Origin of the sequence: Bacillus sp. GbtcB10, from assembly GCF_019091365.1 — a bacterium.
GTDB lineage: Bacteria > Bacillota > Bacilli > Bacillales > Bacillaceae > Bacillus > Bacillus altitudinis.
Genome location: NZ_JAGXJP010000001.1, coordinates 953,955 through 967,053 on the forward strand (window position 1 = coordinate 953,955; position 13,099 = coordinate 967,053).

The window sequence follows — 13,099 nt, forward strand, 5'->3', positions numbered from 1 at the left end:
GAAATTGCTTATTGACTTGGCTCTGTATAAGCCGGGAGCATCTCCCCGTGTGCTTCAATTAATTCATTACATAGTTTGATGGTGTCATCAATTGATAATTCAGCACTTGTATGCGGGTCTAATAATGCCGCTTGGTAAATGTGTTCTTTTTTGCCGCTGATTGCAGCTTCAATCGTCATGAGCTGTGAGCTGATATTGGTCCGGTTGAGTCCAGCCAATTGTTCAGGTATCTCTCCGATATAACATGGCATGATACCGCTCCGGTCTGCAACACATGGCACTTCCACACAGGCTTTTTCAGGAAGGTTGTGAATGAGTCCTCCTGTGTTCAGTACATTTCCACCAAATTTAAAGGGAACGTTCGTTTCAATCGCTTCAATGATACGTGAACCATATTCTTTAGAGCGCGTATGCGTGATTTGTGTGTTTCCCACAAGGTCATGTTTCATCGTATTCCAATTGTTGATTTGTTCCTCGCAGCGTCTTGGGTATTCATCGAGCGGAATGTTAAACTGTCCAATCAGTTCTGGATAACGAGATTTGATAAAATACGGATGATATTCTGCATTGTGCTCTGAGGATTCGGTGACATAGTAGCCGAATTTATCCATTAGTTCAAAACGAACCATATCAGGATGCCGCATTTTTTGTTTTTCTTTTGCTCTTGCTTTGATTTCTGGATACAAGTCTTGACCGTCCCGTTTCACTTCTAATAACCATGCCATGTGATTAATGCCGGCAATTTTTTCTTCAATGCCTTCATGATCCATTTCAAGTGATTGAAATAAATCTTTCGTACACACCTGTACGCTATGGCAAAGACCAACCGTTTGAACCCGAGTATAACGCAGCATAGCGCCAGTCAGTGTGGCCATTGGATTCGTGTAATTTAATAATAAGGCGTGTGGACATACCTCTTCCATATCCTTTGCGAAGTCCAGCATCACGGGAATGGTTCGAAGTGAACGGAAAATACCGCCGATGCCAACCGTATCCGCAATCGTTTGTCTTAATCCATATTTTTTTGGAATCTCAAAATCAATAACAGTGCTTGGCTGATAGCCTCCTACCTGGATGGCATTGATGACATATTTCGCATTCTTTAAGGCTTCTTTCCGGTTGTGATACGACTGAATGGTCACATGTGCACCGTAGTTCTCTTTTAAGTGACGTAGCATCGTTTCTGATTCTTTCAGCCGGTTATGGTCGATATCATATAACGCAAATTCAAAGCCAGCAAGTGCGGGAACGAACAAACAATCTCCTAATATATTTTTAGCAAACACGGTACTTCCTGCACCGATAAATGTAATTTTAGACATAGACGACACTCCTTTTTACATCAAGGTTGGATTACCCTTTAACAGAGCCTTGAGACAGCCCTGCGATAAAGTATTTTTGCAAAAGTAAAAACATCGTGACCATTGGCAGCATCGCAATAAGAGCAGCGGCGCCAACGAGCTGGAGCTGGTGTTGATTTTGACCAAAGAAATTGGATAAGGCGACTGTAAGTGTATGCATCTCTTTATCTTGCAAGAAGAAGATGGCAAATTGATAGTCGTTCCAAATATACACACAGGCAATGATTAAAACAGAAGCGGTAATCGGCTTCAGCAGCGGAAAAACGACGGTGAAAAAGACTCTGAGTGTTCCCGCACCATCAATACGAGCGGCTTCTTCAAGCTCCTTTGGAATCGTCGACCGGATAAAACCGGCATATAGAAAAATCGTCAGTGGCAAAAAAGCAGCAACATTGTTTAAAATAGCGATTTGATAAGTATTCATCATGCCAATTTGTACAACCATTTTGTATAAAGGGACAAGGGCTGTGAGCGGCGGTATGACCATAATGGCAATGAATAAGAGATACACCGCTTGATTCAGCTTTGTTCCTCTTCTTGCAAGCGGATAGGCGGCAAGTGATCCAAAGATGATGAGTAGGGCAGCCGAGCTGAACGTAATGATCACTGTATTCAAAAAGGACTGGCCAAGCTGAGCATCTGTCCATGCCATCAGAAAGTTTTCAAAATGAAGCGTTGATGGGAACAACCATTTTGAGCTAAAATCTCCTATCCCCTTTAGAGAGGTCGTGACTAAAATATAAAATGGAATCAGGTGCAGCAATGTGATCAAAAGGGCGAGTAAGGAGTACCATCTTTTCTTTCGTTTATAGGCGTTATCCATCACACCTCGGTCTCCTTTCGTTTGAAATAAATGAGCGCTGCGACACTAACGACAAGGATGATGACAGCCATGAAGACACCTTGCGTCGCTGCATAGCCTGCATCCTGCCGTTTGAAATACAGATCGTACATAAAAGTCGACATCGATTGCGAGGAATCTCCGGGTCCTCCGCCAGTGAGGGCGACAATGACATCAAATAATTTAAGTCCACCGATCACATTGAGCACAACATTGATGGTGATAGATGGCATTAAAAGCGGTAATGTGATTCGCCAAAATTGCTGAAGACCTGAAGCTCCGTCGAGTTGTGCTGCTTCATAATAATCTTTAGGTATGCTTTGGAGTCCTGCTAAATAAATGATCATGGCAATCCCGACGAATTGATACGTATTCACAAACACAATGATCCAAGTGTTTAGCTGCGGATTACCAAGTGCGTTCATTGGATCAAATCCAAAAAAGGTAACAACGTCGTTTAAAGCACCACCTTGGTACGCAAAGACAAAATACCAAATATAGCCCATAGCAATCGGGCTGATCATGACGGGTAGATAGATCACGGTTCTTGTGATGGCTCTCATTTTTAAACTTTGATTTAATAAGAGTGCATATCCAAGACCAATCATATTTTGTAAGATGGTGCTCCCGATGCCGTAAAGAAGGGTATTTTTCACAACAAGCCATGTAGTTGGATCTTGCAGCAATCGTTTGTATTGATCCAGTCCGATCCACTCATACTGTTGTGAGAAACCGTTCCAATTTGTAAAAGAGAGCTGAATCCCGTTAAAAAAGGGATAAATGATAAAGGCACTGACAACTAGAACAGCAGGCAGATACATCCACCAAAGTGAAGAATTTTGGCTATTTTTCATCTTCTGTTTTGGAAAAGAGGTAAATGTCGCCGCCTGGTTTTCTTTTGTGATGTCACTCATTGGCTTCACTCCTGTTTCAGCATGAGCCTGCTATTGTTTTTTCAGACGTTTATATTCCTCTTCCATTTTCTTCGATAGTTGTTCCGGTGTGATGGAGCCTGCTAATAATTCTTGACCGGTCGTTGCCATGACAGCCCACATGCCGCTCGGTAAGTATTTTCGATCAAAATAGGGTTCAATCTTAATATCTTCATATTGCTCGTAAAATGTAGAGTAATAGTTTTTGGCTTTGACTTCTTTTAAGGCCGTTTCAGAGGAAGTGCCCTCTGCGATTTTTTTTGCGTTTTCAGGCTTTGCTAAAAAGTCAATGAATTGTTTTGCTTCTTTTAGATGCTTTGAGTCTTTCCATGCCGCAACAGTAAAGCGTTCCCCGCCAATCCAGCTTTGCTCATCTCCTTCATGAATAGCTGGTACGGGCATGGTGCCTACTTTGATCGATTGATTGAGTTCAGTCGCCTCAGGTCCTAAAGATCCTCCCACAAAGGTGAAAGCAATTTTGTTTTGTGCCATCAGCTCAGGTGCTTGGGATAGTTTCGCCGTGAGTACATCTTTGTTTAAAAGGTCTTGATCTTTCAGCTCCTTCATAAACTGTGCAAGCGGTGTATAGTGAGACCAATCAAATGATCCATTTTCAAGGTCTTTTCCGTATTGATGTTTTTGATCGGTAATGAGTAAAGGCGTTGCCAGCTCATCAAAGACTTGGGCAATATTTGAATTATCGCCTCCTGGGATCCAGAGCGGCACAACGTCTCCTTTACTTTTTTCTTTGACAGTTTGTAAAGCACTTTTCAGTTCATTCAGTGTTTTAGGAACTTTTATGCCATATTCTTTTAATAGATTGGCATTAAAACTAAGTCCGTCTTTTGCTTGATTCAGCGGATAGGCATAGACTTTGCCGTCTTTGTCTTTTAAAATTTGATCGAGTGAAGGATCGAGTTGTTTTACCCAGTCCATCTCCTTTAGATCAGCCACGTATTCGCTATATCGCAGCTTGGCCCAGCCGTGTGTATCAAATAGGTCTGGCATATCGTTTGCGCCCATTTTGACGCGTATCATATCTTCATAGCTGTTGCCAGGGAAGTTGGCATCAATTCGGATGTTTTGATGTTCTTTTTCAAAATCACGGATCACTTCTTCAAATGCCTTTCTCTCCCCGCTGTTACTCATTGTGGAGAATAGAGTCAAGGTCACTTTCCCGTTTGCTTCAGACGCACCGTTATTGCCGCAAGCAGACAAGATCATCGACAAAACTAGAGCTACACACAACATCAGAATTTTTTTACTCATCGTTTCCTCCTTTTGATTACTGAAAATTCAGACGATTATCGGTAGAATTCATGCGGTTGCGGAAACAAAAGAAGTCCATTATACTGGAATTCTATTCTTTTCAAAGAGATAAGAGAGCAATTGGGTGAACTGCGTTGTTTTCAGCATGATCTGGCCATCATGCTCAGCAGCTCCCTTCCTGCTTTTTTGTCTCTTTTTTGTTTGCTGAAATGCTCGTTCACCCCCTTTCATGAATTGGGCATGTGCTGCCTCTTTGCATGAGCTTTGTTGGCACGACGACTTTTAGGGGAAGCTTTCTTCCCTCTATCCGCTCAAGCAAAAGCTTTAGACCTACTTCCCCCATTTGTTCTGTATATACTTTAACCGTTGTGAGCGGCGGGCTTGAAAAGGAAGCGGCTTCGATATCATTAAACCCCACGATTGAGACATCTTGAGGTACACGAAGACCGGCTTCATGTAGCGCACGCATAGCGCCTATTGCCATAGAATCACTTCCGATAAAAAAGGCTTCTGGAAGATTTCCTTTCTGAATGGCTTTTTGCATAAGTGAGTAGCCTTCTTGCATCGAATATTCGCCTATGTGGATGTCATTCATATGAAGAGTTCCCGCTTCTTGCATTCTTTTGATAAACGTTGTTTGTCTTTCATCCTCAATCACAGCATTTCCTTCGAAATAATGCTCCCTCTCTTTCCCGCCAATATATCCTAGATGTGTATAGCCGAGAGATTGCAGATGACGAATGGCACGATCTGCCGCTCTGACAAAATCCACATGTACACAATCATACAAATCTTCATCCGCATAATGATTGATAAAAACGATATGTTCCATTCGGTTTGTCATCTTTTCAACCGTATCAGGGCTGATTCGTCCAATGACAATCAAACCGTCAATATCCTTTAGTATCGCCCCTTTATCCATGTTTCTTAGGCGAAAGGTATGGAGAGTGGACAGACCTCGTTTGGCATATTCTTTTTCAATTCCTTTTCGAATCGATGAAAAAAAAGGATCATTTAATTCTTCGTCAATGGATTGGGCGACAACGACACCGATGACTGGGGATGCGGGTGGGCTTTTTACTTCTGCTTGATCGGCTTTTCTTGCTCTGACGGGGGTATAGTTTAATTTCTTGGCTATGTCGAGGATGTTTTGTCTTGTTGCGTGTGAAACGGCAAGCGTTTGGTCGCCATTTAACACACGGGATACAGTAGAGACGGATACTTTTGCATCATGAGCAATATCTTTGAGTGTAGTCATAGGTAAACTCCTCATCATTTTTGACTAAATGTTTACTAAAGATATTTGAAGAATAACACATAAATAAAGCGCTTTCAATTATAAATTTGTGCTTTTATGAAGTTTTTGAGTATGTTTTGATAAGTAGATAGTTTGTTTAGTAAAATTGCGTAAAAAAGAGGATGGGCTTCATCCTCCTTTTTACTAAGGTGATTTCATTGTGGCTGTTTCTTTTGCGAACAATTGCTTCATTATTTCCCATGCTTTATCTAATTCTTCGTGAAGTCCAAATAAACCTGAGGTGCCGATGATGTAAATTTCATTTCCTGCCTCAGCAAGCAACCGGAACGTGCTTTCATTACAAGAGCCGTCTACCTCAATTGAAAATGAGTATCCCCGCTTCTCTTTGATTTCTTTCACCTCTTTCATTTTCGGAAGCATTTCTTTGATAAAAGGCTGACCCGCAAACCCTGGGTCAATTGTCATGATCGTCACCCGGTCTATTAAATGAATAAAAGCATCTAATGCTGCAACTGGTGTGGCGGGATTGAGAACAAAGCCGACCTCACACTTTCTTTCTTGGATATGCCGAATGATTCGAAAAACGTCTTTTTGCACCACTTCTGGATGTAAACAAATCATCGTTGCGCCTGCATCAATACATGCATCAATTAAAAATTCCTGAGGCTGTTCGGCCATTAGATGAACATCAATCGGAACGTCTGTCAGTTTCCGAAGTTGTTCAATGAAAAAGGGTGATAAGGTCATATTTTTTACATAATGACCATCCATGACGTCGACATGATAACGGTCTGCCCTTGTGTTCAGAAGCTGAATTTGTTCACGGAAGTGTGTTAAATCCATGCACATCAATGAAGGTGAGAAAATAGCTGTCATCCTGAAATGCCTCCTTTTTAAAGATGAAATAAAAATTTGATCAATCCAATCAAGATTCCGATGATACCGAAGTCTGTATCTCCAAATGTTGTCCCTTCAAAGCCAAGAGTGCCTAACACAGGAAGTAAACAAGCTGGCAAAAATGAAAGGAGTATTCCATTCACAAAGGAACCGGCGACTGCACCTCTCACTCCCCCCGTTGCATTGCCATATACGCCCGCTGTCGCACCGCAGAAAAAGTGCGGCACAAGTCCAGGAACAATGACAGTTAAACCAAACAAAGGAAGAAGGAAAATAGACACGATGCCTCCTGCAAAACTGCATAAAAAACCGATGATCACTGCATTTGGAGCAAATGGGAAAACAGTTGGCGCATCAAGTGCCGGCTTTGCCCCTTTAACGAAACGATCGGCAATCCCTTTGAAAGCAGGCACAATTTCCCCGATGGCCATCCGTACACCTGCTAAAATAATGTACACCCCAGCAGCAAAGGTAATGGCCTGAATGAGAATGAAGACAGCAAAGTTCGTACCACCACTAATGTTTTCTATATATGAAATTCCCGCAAACGGTGCAATCGCAAAGAAAAGCAAAGCCATCGTAATGGAGATAGCCACCGATGTATCTCTGAGAAAACCGAGTGATTTAGGCACTTGAATGGTTTCCGTTGATTTCTCTGGGCGCCCGACCCATTTGCCGATCATTCCCGCTGTAAAATAGCCGAACGTACTGAAATGACCGAGTGCCAGATCATCGCTTCCAGTGACTTTCCTTGTAAACGGCTGAAGGATTGCGGGAGCAATGACCATTGCCGCACCTAATACGATTGAACCAGTGGTGATCAGCAGTGTTCCTTGCATGCCGGCTGTTGACAGAACGACTGCAAGCATAGCCGCCATATATAGCGTATGATGCCCAGTTAAAAAGACGTATTTAAAGGGTGTGAATTTTGCCAAAAGCAAATTGACCAACATGCCAAAAATCATAATGAGCGCTGTCTGTGTACCGAATTCCTTTTGGGCAATGGCCGCCATGGCATCTGTATTTGGGACAACCCCTTGAATGTGAAAGGCTGCTTCAAACATCTTCCTGAAAACCCCAAGTGAATCAGATACGACTGTGGCGCCCGCTCCTAATATTAAAAAACCCATTGTTGTTTTTAAGGTGCCTGATACAGTATCGGCAGCTGACTTTTTCTGCAAAAGTAAACCAGCGAGTGCAAACAAACCGATGAGAATTGCGGGTGTGCCCAATATATCGTTCATGATCAGTTCTATCATGATGTGAATCCCCCTTTTTCCGTCGATTATATGTGTTTACGAAGGACGTCTTTAATGGCTTCCTGGTCTAACAAGTTATTTAATCCAGCGACCTTTCTTGTGCCGTCATCCAGCTGATCGATAATGTCTGTTGCGCCAATATAGAGGTCTGCTTGTTCATTTTTGCTTGTACTGAGATCGGTGTGATCCACTTCCGCTAAAAGTCCTAATTCTTCTAATGCCTTTTTGACATTCATTTCAACAATAAAGCTGCTTCCTAAACCGTTTCCGCATACAACAAGAATTTTTTTCATTTTCTTTTTCCTCCTTTATACTTGTGAAAATCGATTGATTAGTTGTTGAATGGCTGCTAATTCCTCTGCTTCAATCAATTGTCTCACCCGTTTTTCTTCACTTAACAGCATCGTCAGCTGTTTGAGTGCTTTCAGGTGGGTCATACTGTCAATGGCAGCTAATACAATGATGAGACGAACTTGCTTTTTTCCATCCTTTGAAAAGGAAACGGGTTGATGACATGACATAAGTGACATGCTTAATTTGTTCACGCCATCCTCTGGTCTGGCATGCGGAATTGCCACTTGTGGCGCAATCACAATATAAGGGCCATTTTGATGAACAGACTGGATCATCGCTTTCACATAACTTTCCTGAATCGCTTGTTGATCAAGCAAAGGCTGCGCTGCTTTTGTAATGGCCTCCTGCCATGTGTCTGCTGTTTGCTGGAGCTGAATGGTTTCTTCTGTTAATAAATCGTTTAACACTGGTTTCCACCCTTTCTGGTGTGATACATATGTGGAATGAAGCAGCTCCTTCAAGTCATGAAGCAATGCTTTTTCATTTTGAACGATGGTATGCTGCTGAATGATATTGAATAAAGCATTCACATGGTGCTCATCAAGCTTAGGTTCTGAGCCTTCTCCATATTGAAGCAATGTTTTTTTCTCATAAGCAGTGAGAATCGGGTGCACGAGATGAACAGGTTTTCCTTTAAACGATATAGGTGTCGTTGACACAACAAAGTCGGCATCAATGGATGTTAATTCTTCATATGAACGTTTTGATAACAGTCCGCGTATGTCGATGTAGCCGATTAATTCAAGAAGCTGCGTTTTCAGCATGTGACTGGTGCCAATTCCTTCTCCGCAGACAATGTAAACAGAACGTTTCGCAATCGATGAAATCCCTTCTCTTCTCATCCAGCCGCCAAAATGCATCGCCACATAGGCAATTTCATGATCGCTCATCTTTGAACAGGCTGCCTTCTCTAAATGGCAAGCAACCTTTTGCGTGATGTCAAACACCTCTGGCTGTGCATGTTTCATGGAATCTGTTAATTCATTGATGATCTCAATGTGATAGATGAGCCTATAATAGGCCGGAATTAAATGCATGGTTAAGTTTTGTTCCAAGACTTCTACTTCCTGGAAGGAAATACACGCATAACGCTGAAAGTCCATGATCATTTGTCTCGCAATGGTTCGAATGAGATGTTCTTCTGGTTTTTGACTTGTTGGAAGTTTTTGTTTTTTGGCACTGAGCCATAAGGTGCTAAGAAAATAGATTTCATCATCATGAACCAAAAGACTGGTTTCTTTTTGAATTTGCGCCATGAAACGAATAGCAGCCAAGCATTCATCTGTTTCCTGCAGTGTCCGTTTTTCTTCTGTTGAAATGTGTACAGCACGTCCTAGCTTCATCCGTTTAAAGTAGAAAAAGAGATCCATAGACAGCTGATCCAGCATGTCATCTGCAAATTCAAGCTTCAGATCTTGTTCGGATTGTTGAAGGAGATCATGTATTCTCTTATATGAGATAGGACCCTTTAACCAAACCGATGGAAACGTTTTTTCATTTTTTATCATGGTGCGAATGAAATGAATATAAGGTTTCAGCGCCAACCGAATTGTTCTTTCTTCTCCTGAAATTAAATAGCCACTGGCCGCCTGATAATGAAGTGTAAGCTGCTGTTTTGAAAGTGCTTCTTTTAGTTGTTTCATATCTTCAAGCAGTGTATTGCGGCTTACCTTCGTCATCTCCATAAAATCATCAATTTTTAGATGCTTTTCACTGCATGCAATGGATAGGAGCAAGATGGCACGTCTTTCTTTTACACATGGTTCATAGTCATGACCGACAAGAACAGTGTCAGCTTTTTCGATAATGACTTCTTTCTCGTGTGGATGTAAATAGTAGCCTCGTTGATCTTTTCGCTGGACGCCACTAAGCTGATGGGTTTCCAGCCAACTATTCATTCGTTTGATTTCAGCGTAGACCGTTCGAGTAGAGACATTCAGTCGATTCTGTAAATCTTCAATTGATAGATAAGTGGTCGTGTGAAGCAGCATCGATAATAAAGTCGTGCCCCTTTTGGTTAAGTGCAGTTGGAATCCCTCCCCTCTTCCCTTTGGTTATAAGTCTAATCAACTCGCATGCGTCAAAGAAGTCCAAATGTTTTCAGTAAATGTTGTGCAGGTTTTTGGGTGTTCTTTTGTTATAAGAAAAAGCACACTCGTTTGAGTGTGCTTTGAGACTTGTATACAAAGAGCTCTTTGTCTTCTTTTACGTGTTTGAGGACGAATAAACGCAAAAAACCTAGAATGGTATAAAGCCAGTCAAGGTTTTTTCACTTCTTATTCATCTTTTATTTTTCCTATATGTGACGCTTAAAATTATTTTTTGTTTAAACTAAATCCGAAATCCAAATCGTTTTCAAATGAAATACAAATACTCCAATCACCTTCTAATGATATAAAGTAGTGGTGCTGTGGGATATCTAAAAAATAGACTAGTAACTCTTCTAGATGTTTTAATTCAAACTGGTACCCAAACTCTGTAAGGTTATCCCCTATGTAAATTACTTGTAAGTTATTATCTAAATATTTTTCTTTTAATTCAGTTATAAAGAGAAGAGCATCAGAAAGTAACGATTCATGATTTGAGCTCTTACTATAATGTTTATTGGTTTGTAACCAATCTATTTTTGAACCAGCAAAATCAAATTTTTGTTCTATTAAGTCTAAATAAATTTTTGGATTTTTATGTACTTTGACATATTTAAGAAGGTCTTTTAATTCCAAATCCTTTATTAGATCTTCATCATAAGAATTCAATAAAATTACCCCCCTTTGTGTTTTTTAAAGTCTTTCTTGACAAAATCCATAGGAATCGCTGTTTCGTCATTTTGTTGCAAACAATTCAGTGTACAATGCCATTGTAGCTTGCTGATCCGTCTCTGACAAAGCATATTCATCTTTTTTTGACCGAGTTATATTGAATTTTCTGCCATACCAAAACTTCATTCTTCTGTGTTCAATCCCAATAATAAATATAGTGCTGAGTTGAAGAATCGCTTGTCATCCCCATTTTTTCATACAATTGTTGTGCTTTTATATTAGAAGTCGCTGTTTCTAAACAGATAAATCGGGTTCCTTTATCGTTTGCAAATGAAAATGCTTTTTTCATCAATTCCTTACCTACTCCCTTTTGACGAAAATCGTTTATAACAAACAAATCATTTAAAATGAACGCATCTTTCATCGCAACAGATGAAAATGTGGGATACAGTTGTACAAATCCTACATATTGTTCACCTTGCTTTGCAACAAACAAAATAGACTCTTGTTTACGGTATCGTTCCACTAGAAAATGATAAGCACCTTCTATATTAGAAGTCTGTTTATAAAATTGGCGATATTGATCAAATAGAACCGAAACTTGTTTTAAATCATTTTCATTAGCTCTTACTATATCCACTCTTCTATCCCCTTTTCATATCAATTAGTAGTATAATAATCGATATTCTGACATGTAAAAATGTACAGATTTATACTTTATTAAATGTCAGAAGGGAGGAATGAAGAAATGAAACATTATATTTTCCCTTTCAGTGCCAATCAACCAAAATATAAACAAATTTATGAGCAATTTAAAAAATTAATCGAGGAGGGAAAGTTAAAAACAGGAGAAAATCTTCCTTCCATTCGTTCACTAGCCAATGACCTAGGTGTTAGTCGCCACACTACACTACAAGCATATGATCAATTATTAGCTGAAGGATATATTCAAGCCAATGAGCGTAAAAGCTATAGTGTCAATGAATTTGAACCGATATTTCTTCAAACCTCTATTTCAGAAGTACCTAGAAATGAACCAATACAATTGATCGATTTCATTGATTTCAAAGCAAGTACTGTTGATGAGGAACAATTCCCTTTAAAAGTTTGGCGGCAAATTTCCAACAAAGTGCTGCAGCAATCCATTAGCTTTCAATATGGAGAACCTTTTGGAGAACCGGGGTTTAAACAAGAACTGGCTGATTATTTATTTCAAGCGAGAGGTATGATCATTAACCCCAAAAATATTATCGTTGGAAGTAATACACAGCAACTACTGTTGTATTTGGGATTTCTATTAAAAGAACGTTTTTCTAGTATGATTGTTGAAAACCCTGGTTATAGCGGTGTACGGGAGGTCTTTCATTTACATGGATTTGAAATGGAGAGTATTCCTGCATTAAAACAGGGTGTATTATTGGACCCACTTGTACATAAAAAGGGGAAATTATTGTATATCACACCTTCACATCAATATCCTACTGGTACTGCACTATCGATTCAACAAAGAATTGAATTGATTCAATGGGTACGATCAAAAAACGGTTTCTTATTAGAGGACGATTACGATGGAGAATTTCGATATGGACAAAAACCATTTCCTGCTTTAGCCTCTTTAGATGCTGCACATGTCATTTATTTTGGTACGTTTTCGAAAGCATTTCTACCAGCTATACGATTAGCATATATGGTGTTACCTGATCCATTAATCAATATCTATATGAGTAAATTTGAACATTTCGAACATAATGCTTCTTTATTGCACCAACTGACCATGACTGAATTTATGAAAAGTGGGGAATGGACAAAGCATATTAAGCGTATGCGCAATACTTATAAAAGGAAAATGAATTTATTGGTTCAACAAGTTCACCATCTATTTGGAGAGCAGATTGAGATCATTGGTGACAATGCAGGGTTATATATCATGTTACGTATATACACTCCCTATTCCGAAAAAGAATTAATTGAAAAAGCTCTTCAACAGCATGTTAAAGTGTATCCTACAAGTCATTTATTTATCGGAAATCCACCTGTACAACCGCACATACTGCTCGGTTTCGCAAACCTTTCTCTTGAACAAATCGAAAGAGGTATTTGTTTATTAAAAGAAGCATGGGAATAAGATTGGTGGTTCATGAACGATTTTGTTTGAAACTTAGAGCGTGA

The 13,099-nt window shown here is 40.0% G+C and carries 12 protein-coding genes; 1 reads left to right on the top strand and 11 read right to left on the bottom strand.

Annotation, left to right across the window (positions count from 1 at the left end):
• Positions 1 to 8: 8 nt before the first annotated feature.
• From melA to KVT11_RS05135, 11 genes are all read right to left on the bottom strand, one after another.
• On the bottom strand, positions 9 to 1,322 hold the full coding sequence (gene melA / locus KVT11_RS05085; protein ID WP_116306931.1) for an alpha-glucosidase/alpha-galactosidase: 1,314 nt from the start codon (positions 1,320 to 1,322) through the stop codon (positions 9 to 11).
• A gap of 31 nt (positions 1,323 to 1,353) precedes the next feature.
• Positions 1,354 to 2,184 carry a carbohydrate ABC transporter permease gene (locus KVT11_RS05090; protein ID WP_007499267.1) on the bottom strand — a complete coding sequence of 277 codons (831 nt, stop codon included), beginning with the start codon at positions 2,182 to 2,184 and terminating at the stop codon, positions 1,354 to 1,356.
• The gene (locus KVT11_RS05095; protein ID WP_116306933.1) at positions 2,184 to 3,116 is read right to left on the bottom strand and encodes a carbohydrate ABC transporter permease; all 933 of its coding nucleotides are present in this window, start codon (positions 3,114 to 3,116) and stop codon (positions 2,184 to 2,186) included. The genes KVT11_RS05090 and KVT11_RS05095 overlap by 1 nt, the downstream gene beginning before the upstream one ends.
• A 30-nt stretch (positions 3,117 to 3,146) precedes the next feature.
• Positions 3,147 to 4,403, bottom strand: a complete 1,257-nt coding sequence (locus tag KVT11_RS05100; RefSeq protein WP_025207433.1) for an ABC transporter substrate-binding protein — start codon at positions 4,401 to 4,403, stop codon at positions 3,147 to 3,149.
• Between the two features lie 217 nt (positions 4,404 to 4,620).
• On the bottom strand, positions 4,621 to 5,661 hold the full coding sequence (locus KVT11_RS05105) for a LacI family DNA-binding transcriptional regulator (RefSeq protein ID WP_116306935.1): 1,041 nt from the start codon (positions 5,659 to 5,661) through the stop codon (positions 4,621 to 4,623).
• Between the two features lie 183 nt (positions 5,662 to 5,844).
• Positions 5,845 to 6,537: a D-allulose 6-phosphate 3-epimerase gene (gene alsE / locus KVT11_RS05110; RefSeq protein ID WP_210552453.1), complete on the bottom strand. Its 693-nt coding sequence runs from the start codon at positions 6,535 to 6,537 to the stop codon at positions 5,845 to 5,847.
• Between the two features lie 17 nt (positions 6,538 to 6,554).
• Positions 6,555 to 7,817 carry a PTS ascorbate transporter subunit IIC gene (locus KVT11_RS05115; RefSeq protein ID WP_052320582.1) on the bottom strand — a complete coding sequence of 421 codons (1,263 nt, stop codon included), beginning with the start codon at positions 7,815 to 7,817 and terminating at the stop codon, positions 6,555 to 6,557.
• Positions 7,818 to 7,843: 26 nt separating this feature from the next.
• Positions 7,844 to 8,110 carry a PTS sugar transporter subunit IIB gene (locus KVT11_RS05120; protein ID WP_017359544.1) on the bottom strand — a complete coding sequence of 89 codons (267 nt, stop codon included), beginning with the start codon at positions 8,108 to 8,110 and terminating at the stop codon, positions 7,844 to 7,846.
• A 15-nt stretch (positions 8,111 to 8,125) separates the two neighbouring features.
• The gene (locus tag KVT11_RS05125) at positions 8,126 to 10,198 is read right to left on the bottom strand and encodes a BglG family transcription antiterminator (protein WP_268389103.1); all 2,073 of its coding nucleotides are present in this window, start codon (positions 10,196 to 10,198) and stop codon (positions 8,126 to 8,128) included.
• Between the two features lie 288 nt (positions 10,199 to 10,486).
• Positions 10,487 to 10,927, bottom strand: a complete 441-nt coding sequence (locus tag KVT11_RS05130) for a hypothetical protein (RefSeq protein WP_008343720.1) — start codon at positions 10,925 to 10,927, stop codon at positions 10,487 to 10,489.
• A gap of 199 nt (positions 10,928 to 11,126) precedes the next feature.
• A complete protein-coding gene (locus KVT11_RS05135) occupies positions 11,127 to 11,570 on the bottom strand; it encodes a GNAT family N-acetyltransferase (protein ID WP_017359541.1) in 444 nt (147 codons plus the stop codon).
• 108 nt (positions 11,571 to 11,678) lie between these two features.
• Here KVT11_RS05135 and pdxR point away from each other — a divergent pair, with 108 nt between their 5' ends.
• Complete coding sequence (gene pdxR / locus KVT11_RS05140) at positions 11,679 to 13,055, top strand: MocR-like pyridoxine biosynthesis transcription factor PdxR (RefSeq protein ID WP_217608986.1); 1,377 nt, start codon at positions 11,679 to 11,681, stop codon at positions 13,053 to 13,055.
• Positions 13,056 to 13,099: the final 44 nt, after the last annotated feature.

Bases quoted from the DNA above. Each gene is read 5' to 3' on its own strand.
- melA (WP_116306931.1), bottom strand. From the start codon at position 1,322: ATGTCTAAAATTACATTTATCGGTGCAGGAAGTACCGTGTTTGCTAAA.
- KVT11_RS05090 (WP_007499267.1), bottom strand. From the start codon at position 2,184: ATGGATAACGCCTATAAACGAAAGAAAAGATGGTACTCCTTACTCGCC.
- KVT11_RS05095 (WP_116306933.1), bottom strand. From the start codon at position 3,116: ATGAGTGACATCACAAAAGAAAACCAGGCGGCGACATTTACCTCTTTT.
- KVT11_RS05100 (WP_025207433.1), bottom strand. From the start codon at position 4,403: ATGAGTAAAAAAATTCTGATGTTGTGTGTAGCTCTAGTTTTGTCGATG.
- KVT11_RS05105 (WP_116306935.1), bottom strand. From the start codon at position 5,661: ATGACTACACTCAAAGATATTGCTCATGATGCAAAAGTATCCGTCTCT.
- alsE (WP_210552453.1), bottom strand. From the start codon at position 6,537: ATGACAGCTATTTTCTCACCTTCATTGATGTGCATGGATTTAACACAC.
- KVT11_RS05115 (WP_052320582.1), bottom strand. From the start codon at position 7,817: ATGATAGAACTGATCATGAACGATATATTGGGCACACCCGCAATTCTC.
- KVT11_RS05120 (WP_017359544.1), bottom strand. From the start codon at position 8,110: ATGAAAAAAATTCTTGTTGTATGCGGAAACGGTTTAGGAAGCAGCTTT.
- pdxR (WP_217608986.1), top strand. From the start codon at position 11,679: ATGAAACATTATATTTTCCCTTTCAGTGCCAATCAACCAAAATATAAA.